Consider the following 20,409-nt stretch of genomic DNA (forward strand, 5'->3'; position numbering starts at 1 on the left):
GAGAAACGGTCAGATGGCCTGGAATTGGCCCTGCGCGACCACCGGCCCTGCATCCGCATCGGCAGGCTTTCCGCCAAGCGGCTCACGCGTGAGGACAAGCTGCGATCCGTCGACGAATTCATCGGCGAGGCCATCCGGCACGGCGAAGCGCGCTTCTTCTCCCGGGACGATAACGCCGAGCGAGTGCAGGTCTCCCTGCCGATCGACCAGCCACAGCTCGTGATCGTGTACGCCGTCCGCGGTCAGCCCTGCCGACGAGACACTCAATTCATCGCGGCCCGGCACATAGGTGAGCGCGAGACGAAGCGGCGTGTCACCGATCGGAATATTCGCGGCAAGCAGCGGCTGATCTTCCGTGACAGGTGCAATGGGCGTGCTCTTTTCGGCACCAGGTCCGACCATGACGACTACCGCAAGAGCGGCAGCAGCAGCCGTCGCCAGCCCCGTCATCATCCGCCAGCGATCGCGCGCCTTGGCGAGCGAGACGATCTGCGCCGACTGGTCTTCGACATCGCCAGAGGTTGCCGAGAAAATGCGCGACCATACCTCTTCGTGCGGATTTGCCGGGGGGAAGCTATCGAGCAAAGGTGCGCAGCGATCTTCCCACCGCGCCACCTCTTCCGCGAACTCAGGATCGCGCGCCAGCATGGCCCGCGCACGCAGCAGCTCTTCGCCCTCGAGCAAGCCGAGGACAAATTCGGTCGCAAGCAACTCACGCGGAGTCATGTCAGGGGCGGCTTCGGTCGTCACGGTTTCTCTATACACTTTTTCAGTTTGGCGAGCCCGCGATGGACCCGCGATTTGATCGTACTCAATGGCACATCGTCTTTTTCGGCAAGCTGGACGTAGGTCGCCCCGCCCAGGAAGGCACGGCGAATGGCGCTCTGTTGCCTTTTCTCGAGCTTGCTCAGGCAATGGTGGATGCGCGCATCGCGTTCGTCGAGCACCAGCTTTTCGTCTGCCGCAATGTCCTTGTCGGGCACATCGAAGGCTGCTTCTTCAGATACCGCACCGCTGCGCACTTTGCCGCCAGCCCGCAGCCGATCGACCGCGCGATTGCGCGCCATCGTGGCGAGCCAGCTGATCGGGCTCGCGCGCGAGGTGTCGAAGCGATCGGCGCGCTTCCATAAATCGATATAGACATCCTGCAGGGCATCTTCGGCTTCTTTTTCATCGCCCAAGATACGCAGGCAAATTCCGAAAAGTTTCGCCGAAGTGGCTTCGTATATGCGTCGCAGCGCATCGTGCTCACCGCCTGCCAGTGCGGCGATATCTGCGCTGAGCGCATCGCGAGCTTGTTTGGCAGGGGACTTATCCATCGGTTGGCTATTCGCAAGCCCGACGGCACTATGTCAATCGCCTAGCGGTCATCGTCCGGTGAAGGCATCAGTGCGGGTGGCGGAGCCAATTCGATACCCGGCGGCGGCTCTGGCGGAGCGATGAGTTCGCGCAGGCTTTCGCAAACATTGTTGCCGCGCAGGAACCCGCCGTCGCGATTGCGTCCGGCATTTCCAGCGACGAGACAGCCATCGCCCTGCGCTTCATGCAGGATCCGCTCATTGAGCGAGGGAGGAACATTGGGCTCAGCCAGCAGATCGCCATTCCCATCGACCCGATGGTCTGGCGAAGCGCAAGCGGCGAGCGATGAGGCCACTATTCCAACGATATAAATTTTCACGCGCAGTCCCCTTCTTTGCCCAGAGAGGCGCAGTCTCTATCAATCTCAACCTGAACGGTAGCATGACCGATGCGATGATGATGCGCGAGTTCTTCGGCAATGTCGCGGAGGAAGGCATCGCCCGGATGGCCGCCGGGCATGACGAGATGCGCAGTCATCGCGGTTTCGGTCGTGCTCATCGGCCAGATGTGTAAATCGTGCACTTCGGTCACACCATCCAGCCCTTCCAGATAGGTGCGCACACCATCGCAATCGATACTGTCCGGCACGGCGAGCAGGCCCATGCGAATACTGTCTTTCAGCAGGCCCCAGGTGCCCCAGGCGATCACCGCGACAATCAAAAGGCTGACCAGCGGATCAATCACGACATAGCCCGTCAGCAGGATAGCCGCGCCAGCGATCACCACGCCGACGCTCACCAGTGCGTCTGCCGCCATGTGCAGGAAAGCGCCGCGAATATTGAGATCGTGCTTACGCCCGCGCATGAACATCAGCGCGGTAGCAGTATTGATGACTATGCCGATGCCTGCGACCCAAATCATCGTCCAGCCTTGCGGCTCAACCGGATCGATCAGGCGATGCACCGTTTCGAACAGGATCGCCCCGATCGCTATCAGCAGCAATATTCCGTTGGCAAAAGCGGCCAGGATGGTTGAGCTTTTGAGCCCGTAGGTGAATTTCGTCGTTGCGGGTTTCTTGGCAGCCACGCTTGCACCCCAGGCGATCATCAGGCCGAGAACATCCGAAAGATTGTGCCCCGCATCCGCTACCAAAGCCATCGAACCGGAGAGAAAGCCGTAGGTCGCCTCGACAATGACAAAGAACGTGTTGAGCACGATGCCGATGGCGAAAGCCCGCCCGAAATCGGCAGGCGCATGGCTGTGCCCATGGCCCAAGCCATGAGAATGACCATGCCCATGATCGTGACCATGCGTATGTGAGTGTGCTGCGCCCATCCGCCCTATTCGTAGACGCAAGCATCGAGCGCGTCACGCCTTACAACGCCGATGCGCGCCTCAATCGTATTTCCATAGCGCGCAGTAAAGCCGCCCGGGTTCACCGCCTCGCGCGTTTTGGGTGATGGCAGGACAGCCGCGATCCGGCTTGCCTCATCGGCAGAAAGCCGCGCGGCGGAATGGCCGAAATAGCGCTGCGATCCGGCTTCGACGCCGTAAGTGCCGAGCCCCGTTTCCGCGACATTGAGATACACTTCCATGATCCGCCGCTTGGTCCACAAATTCTCGATCAGGAAAGTGAAATAGGCCTCGAACCCTTTGCGAAACCAGCCGCCTCCCTGCCACAGGAAGACGTTCTTGGCGGTCTGCTGGCTGATGGTGGAAGCACCACGCTGACGCTCGCCGCGCGCGCGCTCTTCCAACGCCTGCTCGATTGCCTCGACATCGAAACCGTCGTGCTCGCAAAACTTGCTGTCCTCTGCCGCGATGACGGCGGCGACCATGTTCCGGTCGATGCGGCTGAGCGGCTCCCAATCGCGGGTGACCGAGCGTTCGTCCATCAGCATGGTCGCGGTGTAAGTGACCGGCACGAAGCGCAGCACCAGCGTCAGCACAACGCTGAACAGCACGAAGATAAGAACCGTCTTGGCGATGATGGCGAGGATGCGTAGGGCCATGGAGTCTCTTTAAGTGCGCGCGCTGAAAAGAAAAAGGCCGGACGTTTCCGCCCGGCCTTCTATTGTTCGATAATCAGCGCGATCACGCAGCCTGAGGCATCAGCCTTTCGCCAGCGATCCGCTGCATCGCCTTTTGCAGCTTTTCAAAAGCGCGCACTTCGATCTGACGGATACGCTCGCGCGACACGTCGTAAACCTGCGACAGCTCTTCGAGCGTTTGCGGGTTTTCTGTGAGGCGACGTTCGGTCAGGATGTGCTTTTCGCGATCGTTCAGCGCATCCATCGCTTCGATCAGCATTTCGCGGCGCACCTCTGCCTCTTCATTGTCGGCCACGACCGTGTCCTGAAGTGGGCGATCGTCGGTGAGCCAGTCCATCCATTCGCCGGCACCTTCTTCCCCATTACGCATGGGCGTATTGAGCGATCCGTCACCGCCCATCATCATGCGACGATTCATATTGATCACTTCCTGCTCGGGCACGCCGAGATCGGTTGCGATCTTCGCCACATCATCAGGATGCAGATCGGAGTCTTCGTAAGCCTCCAACTGCTTTTTCATCCGGCGCAGGTTGAAGAACAGCTTCTTCTGCGCGGCCGTCGTCCCCATTTTCACGAGGCTCCAAGAGCGCAGGATGAATTCCTGAATGCTCGCCTTGATCCACCACATGGCATAGGTCGCGAGGCGGAAACCGCGTTCCGGCTCAAACTTCTTCACGCCCTGCATCAGGCCGACATTGCCTTCCGAAATCAGGTCGGAAACGGGCAGGCCATAGCCGCGATAGCCCATGGCGATCTTCGCCACGAGGCGCAGGTGGCTCGTCACCAGCTGCGCAGCCGCGTCGGGATCTTCATGTTCCTTGTAACGCACGGCGAGCATGTATTCCTGCTCGGGCGTCAGTACCGGGAATTTCTTGATTTCTGCCAGATAGCGGTTGAGGCTTCCCTCACCACTGAGCGCTGGCACGCTCGGTCGATTATTACTCACTTCGTCCCAAACCTTTCTTGCGTCGACCGCTGCTTACGAGCCCCTGATGGGCACCCGACCTTGCGGCCACATTGAGTGCGTTTATCGTTATATCACGCACGGAACCAATATAGGGTGCAATTCATCGATTAGAACCACCTAGTTCGTCGATCAGTTCCCGCATGTCATACGGTATTTCGCTGGTAAAACGGCATTGGTTACCGTTGACGGGATGATCGAAGCCCAGAGTCGCTGCGTGCAGCGCCTGCCGCTGAAAATTCAAAGCTTTCAGGGTCTGGCGGAGCGGCGATGGCGTGCGCCCATATGTTGGGTCCCCTAATAGCGCATGACCGATTGACGCAAGGTGAACCCGGACCTGGTGCGTGCGCCCTGTTTCGAGGCGACATTCGATCAGCGCGGCATGGTCCAGTCGCTGCACAGTCTTGTAGTGCGTGACCGCGTGTTTTCCGCGTTTCGTATCGTCCGGCAGCACCGCCATTTTCTTGCGATTGTTGTCCGATCGGCCAAGCCGCCCGGAAACCGTCCCAGCGGAAGGATTAGGATGGCCGCCGCAGAGGGCTAAATAGGCCCGCTCCAGCGAATGATCGGCGAACTGTTTCGCCAACCCCTCATGCGCGGCATCGCTTTTGGCGACGACGAGGAGGCCGGAGGTATCCTTGTCGATCCGATGGACGATGCCCGGCCGCGCGACCCCGCCAATACCGGAAAGCTGGCCGCGGCAATGATGCAGCAAAGCGTTCACCAGCGTCCCGTCGGGATTACCCGCAGCGGGATGCACCACCATGCCCGCCGACTTGTCGACAACAATCAGATGCTCATCTTCGAACACTACGCTGAGCGGTATGTCCTGTGGAAAAGCTTGTGGATCGCTTGGGGGCGGAATGTGGATCAAAAAGCTCTGGTCAACTTGAGCTTTAGCCGAGGGGCTGGTGGCGGGTCTACCGTCCACCTCGACCTTGCCCTCGGCAATCAACGCCTTGATCCGCTCACGGGAGAGATCGGTGACTTCAGCGAGCGCCTTGTCCAGCCGCGTGGCTGTGTGGATAATTCCGGTAAGGGTTTGGGGTCGTTTCAAGCGGCTTAGACTCCGATTGCCCTGAGCTTGTCGAAGGGCTGCACTTCACTTAACTCGAGCAGAGCAATGTTCTGGGCCTATATCCTCCACTGCCGAGCGGGCAAACTCTACACCGGACATACTGACGACCTCGAGCGCCGTGTATGGCAGCACGAGACCGGCCAAATCCCCGGTTTCACGCGGAATTTTCTGCCGGTCAAACTGGTTTGGTCTGAAGAATTTGTAACGCGAGAAGAGGCGAAGGAGGCCGAGAAGCAGATCAAAGGCTGGTTACGCCGCAAGAAGTTGGCACTGATCCGTGGGGACTGGGATGCGATATCGCGTTACGCAAAGAGCAAAAGCAGCCCTTCGACAAGCTCAGGGCCACCGGTGGTAGTTTCTGACGAAGTTCACAATCACCTCATCCGCGAAGCCCGGACCGCCCACCCCAATGAATGCTGCGGCATCCTCACCGGACATGGCGCGCAAATCACCGGCCTTATCCCGGCCAAAAACGTCCATTCCGCCCCCGCAACGCATTTCGAGATCGACCCGCAGGTTCTTATCAACGCCCACCGCGCCGAGCGTGAGGGTGGCCCGCAGGTCATCGGCTACTACCACTCCCACCCGCATGGCCCCGCCTATCCCTCGCAAACTGACGCGCAAATGGCCGCTGGCGACGACAAAATCTGGGCGATAGTAGCTCCGGGTGAGACGACGTGGTGGCGCGATACGCCGGATGGGTTTTTGCCGCTTCCCTACACTGTGACGAGCAGCTAAGCGCATCGCCATGGACCTTCACCAAAGCCTTGAAATCACCCGCATCGATCAAGGCGGGTGCATGCACCGGATTTTTGGTTTAGGACACTGTCACACCTGTCACACCCCCTCTCCTTTTGAGCATTGCCAACCCCAGCCATGACATCCTCCACCGATCTTGCCGCCCTGCTTTGTTCGCGCCTTTGCCACGACATGCTGAGCCCTGTCGGCGCGCTCAATAACGGCTTGGAATTGCTCGCGGATGAGAGCGATCCGGCGATGCGCCAGCGTTGTCTCGAGCTATTGGAGCAGAGCGCGCGGACTTCTGCCAGCAAGCTCAAGTTCTTCCGCCTTGCATACGGTGCGGCCGGCGGTTTCGGCGAAGCAGTCCCCTCGGACGAGCCGCGCGACCTGCTGGAAGCGCTGACAGCCGAGAATGAGCGACTGACTTTCGATTGGGCGGTGTCTGAAGCGACGCTATCCAAACCGGCAGTAAAGGTGCTCCTCAACCTCGCGGCCATGGGCCTTGAGTCGTTGGTGCGCGGCGGCACGCTGGCTGTCGGTGCGGAACGGCAGGGCGGCGCTACCGAGATCGCCATCCGCGCTTCAGGCCCCAAAGTCGCCTTCGACGATACCATCGGTCAGGCTCTCTCGGGCAAGCTCGACGCTGCGCAGATCACGGGCCGCACAGCTCCCGCTCATATGATCAAGCTGCTCTGCGATGAGCAGGGTGGCGGTGTGCAATATGCCAATACCGGCGAAGCGCTGGTGTTGGGTGCGGTGCTACCCGATCCCGAAGGGATGATCGGCTGATGCCTGACGAGCTGGTCCACCGCGAGCAGCTGTCGCCCAATTGCAATGACCGGGCGCTGCCCATTTCGATGGTGGTGCTGCACTATACCGAGATGAAGCCGGTCGAGACCGCAATCGAGCGGATGTGCGATCCTGAGGCGCAGGTGAGCGCACACTACTGCATCACTGAAGAAGGCGAAGTCGTCCGCCTTGTGCCGGAGGAAAAGCGCGCCTGGCATGCGGGCGTCTCTTATTGGCGCGGGCATAAGGATGTGAACTCGGCCAGCATCGGTATCGAGCTCGATCATCCCGGCCACGCGCTGGGCTATCGTGGCTTTGCCGATGCGCAGATCGATGCGCTCGTACCGCTGCTGCACCGCATCGTGAAGGCGCACGACATCCCGCGCGCCAATGTGGTCGGCCATTCCGATGTCGCCCCTGCGCGCAAGATCGATCCGGGTGAGCTGTTCCCGTGGGATCGCCTGGCCGAATACAAGCTCTGCCTGCCGCGCCCTGAAAAGCTGGAACAGGGCGATGTGTTCGACAATGATGCGAGCTTCTACCTCGCTCTTGAACGCTTCGGGTACGACATCACCGATGGCTACAAAGCAGTCGAAGCCTTCCAGCGCCGGTGGCGGCCTGAACGGATTGACGGGCAGATCTGCGGAGAAATCCGCGCGATCCTCTTCCAGCTTCTGCTTGATCGCGACCGCGGCCTAGCCCGGTAGAAGGAGCGATCGGTTTGGACGCGCTGCTATCTTTGCTTTCGAGCTTCGCCAACCAGCTGCAATCGCCGACCCTCGCTTTCCTGATCGGCGGCATGCTGCTTGCCGCATGCGGCAGCAAATTGGCGATCCCCGATGCGGTGTATCGCTTCATCATCTTCATGCTACTCATGAAAGTAGGCCTGAATGGCGGCATCGAAATCCGCAATGCCGACCTGGCTCAGCTCGCGCTTCCAGCCGTGTTCGCTGTTGTCATCGGATGCGTCGCGGTGCTGCTGGGGCTGGTCACACTGGGCAAGTTGCCGAATGTGAAGCGGGAAGACGCACTCGCTACATCGGGCCTCTTCGGCGCAGTGAGTGCATCCACACTGGCGGCCGCGATGGTGGCGCTTGATGAAGCCGAGATCACATATGAAGCGTGGGCGCCAGCCCTATACCCATTCATGGACATCCCCGCGCTGATTCTCGCAATCGTGCTCGCAAAGCTGGCGGGTAAGGGAAAGTCTGGGAGCAAGCAAAACCAGCTCACCGCAAAGCAGATCATCGTCGACTCGCTGCGCAGCTCCGCCCTGTCGGCGCTCCTGCTCGGCATGCTGATTGGCTTCGTGGTGCAGCCCGTCGAGCTCTATGAAGGCTTTTACGAGCTGCTTTTCCGCGGGTTCCTCTCCATCCTGATGCTCATCATGGGGATGGAGGCATGGTCCCGCCTGTCCGAACTTCGCCAGGTGGCCCAATGGTTCGCCGCCTATGCAGCGCTCGCGCCGATTGTGCATGGCCTCATCGCATTCGGCCTCGGGTACATCGCGCACATCACTGTGGGTTTCAGTCCGGGCGGTGTCATCATCCTGTCGATCATCGCAGCGTCCAACTCAGACATCTCCGGCCCGCCGACACTTCGCGCCGGCATACCATCGGCCAATCCCTCCGCTTATATCGCCGCCTCCACCAGCGTTGGCACACCCATCGCAATTGCCGTGTGCATCCCGCTCTTCATCGCTTTGGCCGAAGTTGTCTTTCCGGCCTAGGCTCAGTTCAAGTCACTGGAACCTGTCATGAGTGTTGCTGCAACCACCGTCACCATCATCGCAGAGCGAATGCTGCAGAGCCAGATCACGCGCATGCTCGATGAAACGGGCGCTACGGGCTACACCGTGGTGGAAGGCAGCGGCAAAGGCCATCACCTCACCCGCACGCATGAACGACCCAGCATCGTTCGAGACTTCGATATCGTGCGGATCGAATTCGTGATGCTTGACGGCGATCATGCCCGCGAAATCGCCCAGCAAATCGCCGATGATTTCTTCGTCGACTACTCCGGGATCATCTACATCACCCGTGCGGAAGTTCTTCGCGCCGACCGTTTCTGACCCTGCCTGCTTGGCAAAGCTGTAAGTGCGACCTATCTGGGCATGGCCGGGGAGCCGGGCAGCCGCGAGCCTTTGGTTCGAGGAAAGTCCGGGCTCCGCGAAACAAGGGTGGCGGGTAACGCCCGCCGTGGGAAACCACAGGGAAAGTGCCACAGAGAGTATACCGCCGATGGTTTCGGACCTAGTCCGGGGCACAGGCAAGGGTGAAAGGGTGCGGTAAAAGCGCACCGGGGGGCCGGTAACGGTCTCCGTCATGGCAAACCCCACCCGGAGCAAGACCGCATAGGGGTCTCGCGCCACTTGCTGGCAGGAGCGTTTCGCTCCGAGAGACCCGGGTTGGTTGCTGGAGCGCGTGGAGCAATCCACCGCCTAGATGAATGGCTGCCCCTGCAGCGCTGGTCCTTCGGATACCGGTTGCAGGACAGAACCCGGCTTACAGGCTCCCCGGCACTTTACATTTTCCTTTAGAGCTGAATGGCGCGCATGCGAGCTATCAGGCAGGCACTTTTTCGCCATCGACCTTGATATTGCCCTTCTTCGTTTCACGCGCGGTCAGATAACGGCGACCATCATCTTCCAGCACCAGCGCGGTCAAACGGCCGCTGGCATAGGCGCCGGTATCGATGCCGATGCGATTGCCCGTCTGCACCGGCTCATCGGTAATCGTATGACCGTGGACGACCACCACACCGTGCGAGCCGGTATGGCTCAGGAACGGCTCCCTGATCCAGCGCAGCGCGCGTGTCTTCTGCTGATCGAGCGGCACGCCCGGCGAAATGCCAGCGTGAACGAACAGGTAATCGCCAAACTGCACCATATCTTCGCATTTGCGCAGGAATTTGCGGTGTTTGGCCGGAACCGCCTCTTCCATCAATTGCTGGATTTCGGAGACCGAAAGCTTGGAAAAAGCCTTGCGGTCAATGCCATAGCTCATCAGTGTTTCGCGTCCGCCATGGCGCAGGAAGTGGCGCAGCACGTCCTTGCTTTCGAATGCGTCGAGGAACATTTCCTCATGATTGCCGATCAGCGTGCGCACGCTGCGGCGCTTGCCCCAGGCCTTCGCCTGATCGATGACCCCCGCACTGTCCGGCCCACGATCGACCAGATCGCCGAGCAGAATAATATGGCATTGAATGCCATCGGCATCGCATTCGGCAATTTCGGCATCGATCGCATCGGCCAAAGCGGCGAACAGATCCGCGCGGCCATGTATGTCCCCCACGGCATAGACCCTCTGCCCGGCGGGAATGCGGGGCAGGCTCTTCTTCGCCTTCTTGGAGCCAAACATGTTTGTAACGTACTGGATCATGGTCAAACTGCTAGCTGCACATAGGAATTACGCACAGGGACGCAATCAGGTGATCGATCAGTCCTTCTTGACAGCAGACCAATGAGCGCTGCCTTAATGACATTGCACAGGTTCTTAGATAGGCGAGAGTGATGCGTAATTGCCACAGATATTTTGCGGTGCAGCACTGAGTGCAATTTTCCTTGTGCAATGCACCAATTGCCTGCATGTTGATTTCGCTTTTGCACAAACTGGCACAATAAAGATGCCGGACGGGCAAAGCGCAGGTGGGACGAAGCATTGTTCAAAACAGCAATTTAAAGGAATTGCCCATGCTTACGTCCATTCGCGGCTTTTCGGCCGCATCGGTTTTCGCCCTTTGCGCCGCCACGGCCACCCCTGTATTCGCACAGGTCGTCAATCCTTCCGAGGAGGTGGAGGACGACGATGGTGCCGGCATAGACATCTCTGCCAATGTCGCAATCACCAGCGATTACAAATTCCGCGGTGTCTCCCTCTCCGACGGCGATATAGCCATTCAAGGCGGCGTCGATGTCGGCCTGCCCGCAGGCTTTTACATCGGCACCTGGGCCTCTTCGATTGACGAAGACACGGTCGGCTACGGCCATACAGAGCTGGATATTTACGGCGGCTGGGCCGCTGAATTCGGCAATATCTCCACCGATGTCGGTATCATCATGTATATTTACCCGAATGCCGGGGCAGGCGATTTCGACTATGTCGAGGTCTATGGCTCGGTTGGCGCGGCGCTTGGCCCGGTCGAAGCAACGCTCGGCGTTGCTTACGCTCCGGAACAGGATTCGCTTGGCGGCACGGATAATTTCTACATCTACACCGATCTGAGCGCCGGACTTCCCGGCACGCCGGTTTCCGTCTTTGCCCACGCCGGTTACACAGACGGATTCCTGACTTTTACGCAGGATAGCGAGGCATTCGACTACGCGATCGGGGTTGAAGCAGCGCTCGGCTCCGTAGTGTCCGTCAGCGCGGCTTTTGTCGGCGTTGAAGGGGACGTGCTGATCGATCCCGATGGGACGTTTACGGACGATTCTGTGGTGCTGACACTTTCAGCGAGTTTCTAATCGACTATTGCATAACGCGAGGAACCGGGGGGCCCGTGCCGGCAATGGCGTGGGCCCTTTCGCTTGTCCGACCTTCCCTGCTACAGCCGCGGCCAAAGCCAACGGGAAGCCCAATGACCAAATACCTCCACAGCATGATCCGCGTCGCCGATCCTGACGCCACTGTCGATTTCTTCAAGATCATCGGTCTTGATGAAGTCCGGCGGATGGAGAATGAAAAGGGCCGCTTTACGCTGATCTTTCTTGCCGCTCCCGGACAGGAAGGCGTCGCGGAAGTCGAACTCACATACAATTGGCCGCCCGAAGATGGCAGCGCGCCAGAGCAATATGGCGGAGGGCGCAACTTCGGCCATCTCGCCTACCGGGTCGAGAATATCTATGAGACCTGCCAGAGGCTGATGGCGGCAGGCGTCACCATCAACAGGCCGCCGCGCGATGGGCATATGGCCTTTGTCCGCACGCCCGATGGCATCAGTATTGAGCTGCTGCAGGATGGCTATCTCGACCCGCAGGAGCCGTGGGCGAGCATGAAGAACACCGGCAGCTGGTAAGTCAGGGATCACCTATCGCTTGCCTTTCGCCTGTAAGAACGCCACCTGACGGCCTATCATGCCTGCACGCAAGCTCCCCCAGGTCGTTATCATCGGCCGCCCCAATGTCGGTAAATCGACGCTGTTCAATCGTCTGATTGGCAAGCGGTTGGCGCTGGTCGACGATCAGCCGGGCGTTACGCGTGATCGCCGCATGGGTGAGGCAGGCCTGCTTGGCCTCGAATTCGAAGCGGTCGATACCGCCGGTTGGGAAGATGAGGACGATGCCTCGCTCCCCGGGCGCATGCGCGTGCAGACGCAGGTTTCGCTGAAAGGTGCCGATGCGGCGCTGTTCGTAATCGACAGCCGCGCCGGACTGACCCCGCTGGACGAAGAAATCGGCCGCTGGCTGCGCGAGCAGGAAGTGCCTGTAGTGCTGGTCGCGAACAAAGCGGAAGGCAATGCTGGCGAAAGCGGCATTCTGGAAAGCTATTCGCTGGGCTTGGGCGATCCGGTGCCCGTCAGCGCGGAGCACGGCGAGGGCGTGGCCGATCTCTACTCCGCGCTAGTGCCGCTCATCGCCGACAAGGCCGAACAGCTTGAGCTCGAAGCCGAGCAAGCCAAAGCCATCGCCGCAGACGAGCTTGCTGCACGCGCTGAAGCTGCCGCCGCTGCGGGCGAAGAATTCGAGCTTGAAGAGCACGATCCGAAAGCGCCGCTAAGCCTTGCCATCGTCGGTCGTCCCAATGCCGGAAAGAGCACGCTGATCAATCGTCTGCTCGATGAAGACCGCCTTCTGACCGGGCCCGAGGCTGGCATCACGCGCGATTCCATCGCAGTCGACTGGGAGTGGGATGATCCCAAGACCGGCCAGACTCGCATCATCAAGCTGATCGACACCGCCGGAATGCGCAAACGCGCCAAGGTTGTCGAGAAGCTGGAGAAGCTCTCCGTTTCCGATGGCCTTCGCGCAGTGGATTATGCCGAGGTTGTCGTGTTGCTGCTCGATGCGACGCGCGGGCTCGAAGTGCAGGATCTCAAGATCGCCAGCCGCGTGATCGAGGAAGGCCGCGCGTTGATGGTCGCGATCAATAAATGGGATGTGGCGGATGATCCGTCTGCCCTGTTCAATGGTATCCGCAGCGCGCTGGAAGAAGGCCTGTCGCAATTGCGCGGCGTGCCGCTGTTCGCTGTGTCGGCCAAGACCGGTAAGGGACTCGACACCATGCTGGGCGCCGCTTTCAAGCTTCGCGATGATTGGAGCCGCCGCGTGCCGACATCTGCGCTCAACCGCTGGTTCGACGATGCGCTCGGCGCCAATCCGCCGCCTGCGCCCGGTGGCCGCCGGATCAAGCTGCGCTACATCACACAGGTCGGCACACGGCCGCCGCGCTTCGTCATTTTCGGCTCGCGGCTTTTCGATCTGCCCAACAGCTACGAGCGATATCTTCTCAACGGCATTCGCAAGCAGCTGGGCTTTGGCGCGGTGCCGGTGCGACTGTCGCTCAAAAGCCCAAAGAACCCCTATGATGACAATCAGGGCGGCGGGGGCAAGTTCAGCGGGCCCAAGTCGTGATCGAGTATCTCTCGATTACCGGGGATTTGATCGAACGGACATCGAGCACCGCGCGCGTGCAGGAAATGGTGCAACTGAGCCTTGCGCCCGTCTTCCTGCTCGCCGGTATCGGCGCAATGCTCAATGTCATGAATGCGCGGCTGATTTGGCTGGTGGACCGGATAGAATTCGTCGATCGGCGGCGCGAGAAAGGGTTGGCCGGGCGCGATGCGGAAGAATTGCCGGCCCTGCGAGAACGTCAGAAATTCGCCCAGCGCGCGGTAAATCTTTCGACGGCCGCCGCGCTGACGATCTGCGTAGTCATTGCATTGCTGTTTATCAGCGCCTTCATCCAACCGCGCATCGGCACGCTCGTCGCCATCCTCTGGATCGCTACGATGGCTCAGCTATCTGCGGCCCTTTTGCTGTTTTTCCGCGAGACACGGCTCGCGACATCGACAGCTAAAGAGCGGCGCAAATTGAGCCGTGAGATAAAGGCTCGTGAGGACGGCGACTCCGAGTAGATCTCGGAGCGGCGTCCTGACGATTATCTAGCTCAGCCCTTCTCGCCTTCGCCTGCGGCCTGGCTCTGCAGCTGGACGTAGTTTTCAAGGCCCATTCGCTCGATCATGTCGAACTGCGTTTCGAGGAAATCGAGATGGTCTTCTTCATTGTCGAGGATGTAGGCAAACAGGTCGCGGCTGACATAGTCGCGCACGCTTTCGCAATACTCGATCGCATCACGCAGCAGCGGGATGGCATCATGCTCCAGCGCGAGATCAGCCTTGAGGATTTCCTCAACCGTCTCGCCGACCTTCAGCTTATGGATCGCCTGGAAATTTGGCAGGCCATTCAGGAACAGGACGCGCTCTGCCAGCTTATCGGCGTGTTCCATTTCCTCGATCGATTCCTTGCGCTCATAAGCAGCAAGTTTGGTCACACCCCAATCCTCTAGGACGCGATAGTGCAACCAGTACTGGTTGATCGCGGTCAGCTCATTGGTGAGCGCCTTATTGAGATATTCGATGACCTTTTCGTCGCCCTTCATGGGTGTCTCCATATGCGTGTCTTTGGGCGGACTTAGACCCCTTGTCGCATACTCTTGGCAAGCGAAACCGAGTGTCTGAGACACAAAAAAGCGCGGAAAACCGCGCTATTGAGAATGCGTAGCAGGATTAGCGGCGCTCCGGCCAGTCAGGCGGCGATGGCCGGATCGATCAGCGCTTCACGCTCTTCACGGATCACATCTTCAGCTTCTTCAAGGCAGTTGCCGCAATTGGGCTTTTTACCAAGCTTTGCATACACGCTTTCCGCATTGCCATTATGCTGGCGCGCTGCCTGGCGCAGGTCGCATTCGCGGATGGCATTACAGATGCAGGTGTACATGGGCAGCGAATCTCCGTGTTCGCCACCACAGTTAATGCGAGTCGATTGCAATAGCAAGGCTAATGAGAATTATTCTCAACGTTTCAGTGGAAACCTCTTGCCGTAGGTCAAGCAGCGCCACAGCCATTCAAGCGGACCGTAGCGATATTTCTCCAGCCATGGCTTCGACCAGGCAATCATAACTGCCCAACCCAGCGCGACCACCAGATAGAGTTCAGGCCGCGAAAGCTCGCCCCACAGCCCGCCCGCCCATGGGTGGAAAATCAGCATCATCAGCACCGATGTGCCGAGGTAATTGGTAAAGGCAGCGCGGCCTGCCGCCGAAAGCCGCTCCGCCAGCCAGCCCGAGGCATTGGCGCCATACAGCGCGAGCAAAGCCATCAAGCCGATTGCCACCGGAAGTCGCGGGTGGATCGAATAGGCCATGAATGCGGCAATCGATTCCCAAAAGCCGATCCCATTACGCGCCACTGCAATCGCGATAAGCAGCGTCAGTACACTCCCTGAAATCACGCCGATCCAGCCCCAGATGGCAGTCTTGGTCGGATTGAGTTTCCCCTCAAACAGGCCGACCTTGTAGAGGCCCATGCCGATCAGCATCAGCGGCACTGTCTCGAAAATCAGCAGGAAGATACCATTGCTGAAGGGATCGGTCAGGTGCTCGGCAAAATTATGGCGGACGAAGTCGAGATAGTTGCCGGTTGTGAGGATGACGGTCTCTGCCGCATCATCGCTGAGGATCCGCTCTTTCTCCGCATTCATTCCGGCCACGGCATCGGCCAGCATCGGATTACCTGCGGTGTCCATCTGCATCATCAGGTGCGGGACAGCATTAAGGAATGCAAAGACCAATCCGCCGATTACATAGGCAAGGACGCCCAGGATGATCAGCCCCTTGCCTTTCATCCGCAGGAAAATCAGCCCGGCCATACCGGCCATGGCGTAGAGTGTCAGAATGTCACCGCGCCAGATGAAGAAGTAATGGAACAGGCCGAATACCAGCAGGACCGCCATGCGCCTGACCAGCAGCATTTCATCGCCGCCGCGCTCCCACGCCTTTTCCATGAACAGGATGATGCCGACACCGAACAACAAGGTGAAGAGGCCGCGCATCTTCCCATCGATCAGGACGAATTGCGCAATCCACATCCAGCGATCGGGATCGTTCGCGTCGGTCACGAAGCCATCGGGCCACATATAGGCCATCTGCGGCTGCCCGAAGAAGACGATATTGGCCGCAAGGATCCCAAGCACGGCAATGCCACGGATCAGATCGAGGCTTGAAAGTCGTTCCGCCTGCGTTGTTGGCGCAATCGCGGCTGGCTCGCCATCCGGCGTGGCCTCAGGCTGTAATCCCATCACTGATCCCCATTCTCGTCCCCGTTCTTCTTAGCTGAGGATCACGATTAGGGAAGCAGGGAAATCCAGCTGACCTCAGTCGCGGCGCACGAGGCAGTCCACCCCTGCGCTGCGGAGCGAGTTGCACGCCCTTTGCGCTTCATCGCGTGTTGCATATCCCCCTGCCTGCAAACGCGTGACACGGCCTGTCGAGATCAGCAGACGCTCCCGACCGGCAATTTCCGGTCGCGAAGAAAGGCGATTCCACAATCGCTGCGCATTTCCGGCCACTCCGAATGCCCCGAGCTGTACGCGCCAAGGGCCGCTTGTCAGATCGCGAGCAGGAGCCGCAATTTCTGGTGCAGGCGCTGCAGGACGAAGCGCGTCAGCCACCCTTGCCGGCGGAGGCGCAGAACGCGGCTCGCTATTGGCGAAGCTTGCACCTGCATCGGCGGGGCTTTCTGCGCCCGTGGCCTCTCTCGCTTGTCTTACAGCATCGCGCGCAGCGGCAATCGACGGTGACACATCCACTGTCGGGATCGGACGCGGTACGCGTGGGCTTGCAGACGATGGTGGAGGTGCCGGAGAGACCGGAGCCTGTGCTCCCAGATCAGCAGCTGCCAATTCCACAGCCCGCGCTCGCTCCGCATCAGCTTCCAGCTGACGTGCCAAGCCGGCGGCTGCTTGGCGCTGATCGATGGGAATATGCTGGTCCATCTGCGTGATGGCGCTACTCGCTTGAGGCAGGCCAGCTGCATTCGCCAGCGTCAACAGCGCATAGGCGCGCGTCCAATCGCGACTGACGATATCGCCGTTGAAGTGCGCAATACCGAGCAGATATTGCGCGCGCGGGTCCCCGCGGCTGGCGGCACCTTGGACATAGGGCAACGCTTCCTCGCGCCGCCCATCCTGAAACAGCATCAATCCATACGTATCTGCCGCCTGTACATGGCCCGCCTGCGCAGCTTGGGCGTAGAGAGCCTCTGCCCGCGCTTCATCCTGCGGAACCCCGCGCCCCAGCCTGTAAGCCTGTGCGAGATTGAACAAAGCGTCCGCATCGCCCGCTTCAGCGGGAGCCTGCCACTGCGCCACGGCTGCCGCGTAATCTCCCCTGCTCCAGGCCTCGACACCTTCACGCACCTGCGCCCCGGCAGGTGCGGCAAGCGGAAGCATTGCGAGCGCGGCAGCTGCGATTCCAAATGCTTTAATCTTCAGCGACATTTTGGCGATCTCCGGTGGGAAATACGGTTAATGGAGACTGCCATAGTAAACGCCCCTTTAGCAAAGCGTTTATGACCGCCTTTTTATTGCGTCCCACAAGGGAACGGACATCGCATAGGCCTGCGCTCTGGCCGCGACTGGCGCTTGCAATATTGACCTGCCGGCAACTTGGTTCTGTGCAAATTAACTCAAAATAAACGGTATCCTGCGATCTCCATCCCCGGAAAGCCCGCAAACCATCCCGGTGCGGGTAGAGACTTTAGGGGGAACAGCCTTGCGCGTTCTAGCTTTGGCATCGCAAAAGGGTGGTTCGGGTAAAACCACTCTCTCAGGCCACCTCGCCGTGCAGGCTCAGCGTGCAGGCGCTGGGCCCGTCGTGCTTATCGATATCGACCCGCAAGGTTCACTCGCCGATTGGTGGAATGAGCGTGAAGCGGAATTCCCGGCCTTCGCGCAGACGACTGTTGCGCGCCTTGCGAATGACCTCGCGATCCTTCGTCAGCAGGGCTTCAAGCTTGCCGTGATCGACACGCCGCCCGCCATCACCATGGCGATCCAGAGCGTGATTTCGGTTGCCGAGCTGATGGTTGTGCCGACTCGCCCCAGCCCGCACGATCTACGCGCCGTTGGTGCCACAGTCGATCTGTGTGAGCGTGCAGGCAAGCCGCTGATCTTCGTGGTCAACGCCGCTACCCCCAAGGCAAAGATCACTTCGGAAGCCGCTGTCGCCCTGTCGCAGCACGGCACCGTTGCCCCGATTACGATTCACCACCGCACTGATTTCGCCGCCTCGATGATCGATGGCCGCACGGTGATGGAAGTGGACCCCGAAGGCCGCTCGGCACAGGAAGTCACCGCGCTGTGGCACTATGTCGCTGACCGCCTCGAAAAGAATTTCCGCCGCACTGTGTTTGCCGCTCCCGGCCAGCGCGCGCAGGCCAGCAATTCGCAGCAAGGTGGCTTTGGCCGCCGGGTGGCACAGTAATGACTAGCTCGGCAGCTACCGAAACAAAGGAATTTGCCTCTCTCGGGCCGATGCTTCTGGCCCGCAAGGGAACCGCAAAGCCTGCCATGCGCGCGCAGCTGACAACGTCGGATCGCACCGCGCAGCTGGGCGACGATTTCGACACGCTGGCTGACAGCCAGTCGGACCTCGGTTGGAACGACATGGGTGACGACAATCAGGTGATTGACTTCCCCGTCGTCGACAATCGCCCCCGCATCATGCCGAAGGCACCGTCCCAGCCGCAGCGCCAGAGCGCTGTCTCGCAGGGCAAGCGCGCTGCTTTCACTCTACGTCTCGATGCGGAGCGTCACCTTAAGCTGAAGCTCGCCTCGACGATGCAGAACAAGAGCGCACAGACGCTGGTGACTGAAGCGCTCGATCGCTTCCTCAGCGAATTCATCGAACTCGATGCCATCGCCGCGCAGGTGCACGGCAAGACAAGCAAGGCCTGAAGGGGAACTTGAATCATGTATTCACCGGATAAGCGCAATTCTACGCTGGGCTTGGGTCTGACGACAGCCATGGCTGCCGTCTTGCTGACCGGCTGCGCAGGCAATGCAGCCCCCAGCGCCAATGTTTCCGCAGCGCAAGCGCAAGCCGCCATCGCAAACGGGGAAGCCACCGCTGCCATCCAGTCGGCTGAAGCCGCCGTTGCTGCCGATCCGCGCAATGCGGCCTACCGCATGACTCTGGGCAATGCATATCTCGAAGCCGGCCGGTTCGCCTCGGCCTCGACCAGTTTCGAAGATGCGATGGCTCTCGGCGAAAACAGCCCGCGTGCTGCGCTCAGCCTCGCTCTCGCCCTGACCGGCCAGGCGCGCTATCGCGAAGCTGCCGGCGTGCTGAATGAGTGGGAAACCGCCATCGCGGTATCCGATCTCGGCCTTGCTTTCGCGCTGGCTGGAGAGCCGGAGCGCGGTGTGCATATCCTCACCAACGCCATTCGCGGCGGTGATAACACCGTCAAGAGCCGTCAGAACCTCGCCTATGCCTATGCCGTCGCCGGTCGCTGGCGTGAAGCGCGTATGATGGTCGCGCAGGATGTTCCGGCACATGAAGTTGGCGCGCGCATGGAAGAATGGGCGCAGCTTTCGGGCCCGCATGCCTATTCGGCCCGTGTTGCCAGCCTGCTCGGCGTGCCTGCCAACGCCCGCGACAATGGCCAGCCGGTGCATCTGGCGCTCGTCAATTCGCCGAGCGCATCGCAGCTCGCTTTCGAAGCTGCCGCGCCTGCTGCTGCTCCTGCGATGGACAGCGAAACGGGTGAACTTGCCGCGCTTGACGATGCTCCGATGAGCGTTCCTGCCACGACAAGCGAATTGCCTTCGGTCGGCTCGCCTGCGCCGCAGGGCGGATCGTTCGCCAGCGCTTTCGGCGGCACATCCTCGCCGCTCGCGGTGCGTGAGCCTGATGCACGCTATGCCAGCGAAGCTGTCGTGCAGACCGTGCCGGGTTCCGCGCCGAGCGCTTTTGCTCCGCCGCCTGCCGCCGCACCGACTGCCGCACCGCGCATTCCTGCGATCGCGCAGCCGGCGCTTGTGCCATCGCGTCCAGCCGCTGAAGAGCGCGCCGCTGCCCCGGCACCCCGCGCTGCTGCACCTCGCGCTGCTGCTCCGGCAGTAGCCGCAGCTCCCGCTCCGATAGATGATCCGACGCACTTGGTTCAGCTCGGCAGCTTCTCCAGCGAAGCAGGCGCGCAGCGGGCATGGAATATCTATGTCAGCCGCTACCCTGAGCTGGCCGACCGTGAAATGGTCATCACGCAGGCGGTCGTGCGTGGCCGCAATTACTGGCGCGTTTCGGCTGGCGGCTTCGACCGCTCAACCAGCCGCGCCATGTGCAGCCGCGTTGATGCCGCCAATGGTGATGGATGCATCAGCTGGGCCGCCAGCAGCCCGCTGCCCGGCGCCATCGACAATGGCATCCGCCTCGCGCGTCGCTAACGATTGAACCCCTTCTCAGCTGCTGAGAAGACTTGAAGCCCCTCCC

General features: G+C 60.3%; 24 protein-coding genes and 1 other RNA gene. 13 read left to right on the forward strand and 12 right to left on the reverse strand.

Annotated features, from left to right (window positions below; translation table 11 throughout):
- Positions 1-9: 9 nt before the first annotated feature.
- From I5L03_RS12510 to I5L03_RS12540, 7 genes are all read right to left on the reverse strand, one after another.
- The gene (locus I5L03_RS12510) at positions 10-750 is read right to left on the reverse strand and encodes an anti-sigma factor (RefSeq protein ID WP_325100198.1); all 741 of its coding nucleotides are present in this window, start codon (positions 748-750) and stop codon (positions 10-12) included.
- Positions 747-1,319 (reverse strand): sigma-70 family RNA polymerase sigma factor, encoded by a 573-nt coding sequence (locus I5L03_RS12515; RefSeq protein ID WP_197922291.1) that lies wholly within the window; start codon positions 1,317-1,319, stop codon positions 747-749. The genes I5L03_RS12510 and I5L03_RS12515 overlap by 4 nt, the downstream gene beginning before the upstream one ends.
- Before the next feature lie 41 nt (positions 1,320-1,360).
- Complete coding sequence (locus I5L03_RS12520) at positions 1,361-1,678, reverse strand: hypothetical protein (RefSeq protein WP_197922293.1); 318 nt, start codon at positions 1,676-1,678, stop codon at positions 1,361-1,363.
- A complete protein-coding gene (locus I5L03_RS12525; protein WP_197922295.1) occupies positions 1,675-2,634 on the reverse strand; it encodes a cation diffusion facilitator family transporter in 960 nt (319 codons plus the stop codon). The genes I5L03_RS12520 and I5L03_RS12525 overlap by 4 nt, the downstream gene beginning before the upstream one ends.
- A 5-nt stretch (positions 2,635-2,639) precedes the next feature.
- Positions 2,640-3,311 (reverse strand): monofunctional biosynthetic peptidoglycan transglycosylase, encoded by a 672-nt coding sequence (gene mtgA, locus I5L03_RS12530; protein ID WP_197922296.1) that lies wholly within the window; start codon positions 3,309-3,311, stop codon positions 2,640-2,642.
- A gap of 82 nt (positions 3,312-3,393) precedes the next feature.
- Positions 3,394-4,296 (reverse strand): RNA polymerase sigma factor RpoH, encoded by a 903-nt coding sequence (gene rpoH, locus I5L03_RS12535; RefSeq protein WP_197922298.1) that lies wholly within the window; start codon positions 4,294-4,296, stop codon positions 3,394-3,396.
- Positions 4,297-4,417: 121 nt separating this feature from the next.
- Complete coding sequence (locus I5L03_RS12540) at positions 4,418-5,371, reverse strand: RluA family pseudouridine synthase (protein WP_197922300.1); 954 nt, start codon at positions 5,369-5,371, stop codon at positions 4,418-4,420.
- 66 nt (positions 5,372-5,437) lie between these two features.
- On the opposite strand from I5L03_RS12540, the gene I5L03_RS12550 reads away from it, so the two are divergent.
- The 6 genes from I5L03_RS12550 to rnpB all read left to right on the forward strand — a co-directional run bounded on the left by I5L03_RS12550 (position 5,438) and on the right by rnpB (position 9,445).
- The gene (locus I5L03_RS12550; RefSeq protein ID WP_234035244.1) at positions 5,438-6,130 is read left to right on the forward strand and encodes a Mov34/MPN/PAD-1 family protein; all 693 of its coding nucleotides are present in this window, start codon (positions 5,438-5,440) and stop codon (positions 6,128-6,130) included.
- A gap of 138 nt (positions 6,131-6,268) precedes the next feature.
- A complete protein-coding gene (locus tag I5L03_RS12555; protein WP_197922303.1) occupies positions 6,269-6,922 on the forward strand; it encodes a histidine phosphotransferase family protein in 654 nt (217 codons plus the stop codon).
- On the forward strand, positions 6,922-7,629 hold the full coding sequence (locus I5L03_RS12560) for an N-acetylmuramoyl-L-alanine amidase (RefSeq protein ID WP_197922305.1): 708 nt from the start codon (positions 6,922-6,924) through the stop codon (positions 7,627-7,629). The genes I5L03_RS12555 and I5L03_RS12560 overlap by 1 nt, the downstream gene beginning before the upstream one ends.
- 14 nt (positions 7,630-7,643) lie before the next feature.
- Positions 7,644-8,651 carry a sodium-dependent bicarbonate transport family permease gene (locus I5L03_RS12565; protein ID WP_197922307.1) on the forward strand — a complete coding sequence of 336 codons (1,008 nt, stop codon included), beginning with the start codon at positions 7,644-7,646 and terminating at the stop codon, positions 8,649-8,651.
- A gap of 27 nt (positions 8,652-8,678) precedes the next feature.
- Positions 8,679-8,993: a P-II family nitrogen regulator gene (locus I5L03_RS12570; protein ID WP_197922315.1), complete on the forward strand. Its 315-nt coding sequence runs from the start codon at positions 8,679-8,681 to the stop codon at positions 8,991-8,993.
- Positions 8,994-9,039: 46 nt separating this feature from the next.
- Positions 9,040-9,445: RNase P RNA component class A (gene rnpB, locus I5L03_RS12575), an RNA gene on the forward strand.
- Positions 9,446-9,486: 41 nt separating this feature from the next.
- Here rnpB and I5L03_RS12580 read toward each other — a convergent pair.
- Positions 9,487-10,302, reverse strand: a complete 816-nt coding sequence (locus tag I5L03_RS12580) for a metallophosphoesterase (RefSeq protein ID WP_197922317.1) — start codon at positions 10,300-10,302, stop codon at positions 9,487-9,489.
- Between the two features lie 311 nt (positions 10,303-10,613).
- Here I5L03_RS12580 and I5L03_RS12585 point away from each other — a divergent pair, with 311 nt between their 5' ends.
- The 4 genes from I5L03_RS12585 to I5L03_RS12600 all read left to right on the forward strand — a co-directional run bounded on the left by I5L03_RS12585 (position 10,614) and on the right by I5L03_RS12600 (position 13,993).
- Entirely contained in the window at positions 10,614-11,384 is a 771-nt protein-coding gene (locus I5L03_RS12585; protein WP_197922319.1) for a TorF family putative porin, read from the forward strand.
- Between the two features lie 113 nt (positions 11,385-11,497).
- A complete protein-coding gene (locus tag I5L03_RS12590; protein WP_197922321.1) occupies positions 11,498-11,935 on the forward strand; it encodes a VOC family protein in 438 nt (145 codons plus the stop codon).
- A gap of 58 nt (positions 11,936-11,993) precedes the next feature.
- Positions 11,994-13,490 carry a ribosome biogenesis GTPase Der gene (gene der, locus I5L03_RS12595; protein WP_197922323.1) on the forward strand — a complete coding sequence of 499 codons (1,497 nt, stop codon included), beginning with the start codon at positions 11,994-11,996 and terminating at the stop codon, positions 13,488-13,490.
- Positions 13,487-13,993, forward strand: a complete 507-nt coding sequence (locus I5L03_RS12600) for a DUF2721 domain-containing protein (protein ID WP_325100200.1) — start codon at positions 13,487-13,489, stop codon at positions 13,991-13,993. The genes der and I5L03_RS12600 overlap by 4 nt, the downstream gene beginning before the upstream one ends.
- 32 nt (positions 13,994-14,025) lie before the next feature.
- Here the strand turns inward: I5L03_RS12600 and bfr are convergent, their stop codons facing one another.
- The 4 genes from bfr to I5L03_RS12620 all read right to left on the reverse strand — a co-directional run bounded on the left by bfr (position 14,026) and on the right by I5L03_RS12620 (position 17,414).
- On the reverse strand, positions 14,026-14,517 hold the full coding sequence (gene bfr / locus I5L03_RS12605) for a bacterioferritin (protein ID WP_197922325.1): 492 nt from the start codon (positions 14,515-14,517) through the stop codon (positions 14,026-14,028).
- 146 nt (positions 14,518-14,663) lie between these two features.
- Entirely contained in the window at positions 14,664-14,855 is a 192-nt protein-coding gene (locus tag I5L03_RS12610) for a (2Fe-2S)-binding protein (protein ID WP_197922327.1), read from the reverse strand.
- 75 nt (positions 14,856-14,930) lie between these two features.
- Positions 14,931-16,214, reverse strand: a complete 1,284-nt coding sequence (locus I5L03_RS12615) for a DUF418 domain-containing protein (RefSeq protein WP_197922329.1) — start codon at positions 16,212-16,214, stop codon at positions 14,931-14,933.
- Between the two features lie 75 nt (positions 16,215-16,289).
- Complete coding sequence (locus I5L03_RS12620) at positions 16,290-17,414, reverse strand: SPOR domain-containing protein (RefSeq protein ID WP_234035245.1); 1,125 nt, start codon at positions 17,412-17,414, stop codon at positions 16,290-16,292.
- Positions 17,415-17,688: 274 nt separating this feature from the next.
- Between I5L03_RS12620 and I5L03_RS12625 the strand changes: the two genes are divergently transcribed.
- Genes I5L03_RS12625 through I5L03_RS12635 form a run of 3 tightly spaced genes read left to right on the forward strand, consistent with a single transcriptional unit; the run spans position 17,689 to position 20,363 of the window.
- A complete protein-coding gene (locus I5L03_RS12625) occupies positions 17,689-18,399 on the forward strand; it encodes a ParA family protein (RefSeq protein WP_197922331.1) in 711 nt (236 codons plus the stop codon).
- Positions 18,399-18,872: a hypothetical protein gene (locus tag I5L03_RS12630; RefSeq protein ID WP_197922333.1), complete on the forward strand. Its 474-nt coding sequence runs from the start codon at positions 18,399-18,401 to the stop codon at positions 18,870-18,872. The genes I5L03_RS12625 and I5L03_RS12630 overlap by 1 nt, the downstream gene beginning before the upstream one ends.
- A gap of 15 nt (positions 18,873-18,887) precedes the next feature.
- A complete protein-coding gene (locus I5L03_RS12635; protein WP_197922334.1) occupies positions 18,888-20,363 on the forward strand; it encodes an SPOR domain-containing protein in 1,476 nt (491 codons plus the stop codon).
- Positions 20,364-20,409 lie beyond the last annotated feature (46 nt).

This window comes from Aurantiacibacter sediminis (assembly GCF_016019885.1).
Taxonomy (GTDB): domain Bacteria; phylum Pseudomonadota; class Alphaproteobacteria; order Sphingomonadales; family Sphingomonadaceae; genus Alteraurantiacibacter; species Alteraurantiacibacter sediminis.

Coding starts and splice junctions, on each gene's coding strand:
- I5L03_RS12620 (WP_234035245.1), bottom strand. CDS start 17,414: ATGTCGCTGAAGATTAAAGCATTTGGAATCGCAGCTGCCGCGCTCGCA.
- der (WP_197922323.1), top strand. CDS start 11,994: ATGCCTGCACGCAAGCTCCCCCAGGTCGTTATCATCGGCCGCCCCAAT.
- bfr (WP_197922325.1), bottom strand. CDS start 14,517: ATGAAGGGCGACGAAAAGGTCATCGAATATCTCAATAAGGCGCTCACC.
- I5L03_RS12610 (WP_197922327.1), bottom strand. CDS start 14,855: ATGTACACCTGCATCTGTAATGCCATCCGCGAATGCGACCTGCGCCAG.
- I5L03_RS12630 (WP_197922333.1), top strand. CDS start 18,399: ATGACTAGCTCGGCAGCTACCGAAACAAAGGAATTTGCCTCTCTCGGG.
- I5L03_RS12585 (WP_197922319.1), top strand. CDS start 10,614: ATGCTTACGTCCATTCGCGGCTTTTCGGCCGCATCGGTTTTCGCCCTT.
- I5L03_RS12515 (WP_197922291.1), bottom strand. CDS start 1,319: ATGGATAAGTCCCCTGCCAAACAAGCTCGCGATGCGCTCAGCGCAGAT.
- I5L03_RS12615 (WP_197922329.1), bottom strand. CDS start 16,214: ATGGGATTACAGCCTGAGGCCACGCCGGATGGCGAGCCAGCCGCGATT.
- I5L03_RS12550 (WP_234035244.1), top strand. CDS start 5,438: ATGTTCTGGGCCTATATCCTCCACTGCCGAGCGGGCAAACTCTACACC.
- I5L03_RS12570 (WP_197922315.1), top strand. CDS start 8,679: ATGAGTGTTGCTGCAACCACCGTCACCATCATCGCAGAGCGAATGCTG.
- I5L03_RS12590 (WP_197922321.1), top strand. CDS start 11,498: ATGACCAAATACCTCCACAGCATGATCCGCGTCGCCGATCCTGACGCC.
- I5L03_RS12560 (WP_197922305.1), top strand. CDS start 6,922: ATGCCTGACGAGCTGGTCCACCGCGAGCAGCTGTCGCCCAATTGCAAT.
- I5L03_RS12580 (WP_197922317.1), bottom strand. CDS start 10,302: ATGATCCAGTACGTTACAAACATGTTTGGCTCCAAGAAGGCGAAGAAG.
- I5L03_RS12555 (WP_197922303.1), top strand. CDS start 6,269: ATGACATCCTCCACCGATCTTGCCGCCCTGCTTTGTTCGCGCCTTTGC.
- mtgA (WP_197922296.1), bottom strand. CDS start 3,311: ATGGCCCTACGCATCCTCGCCATCATCGCCAAGACGGTTCTTATCTTC.
- I5L03_RS12635 (WP_197922334.1), top strand. CDS start 18,888: ATGTATTCACCGGATAAGCGCAATTCTACGCTGGGCTTGGGTCTGACG.
- I5L03_RS12525 (WP_197922295.1), bottom strand. CDS start 2,634: ATGGGCGCAGCACACTCACATACGCATGGTCACGATCATGGGCATGGT.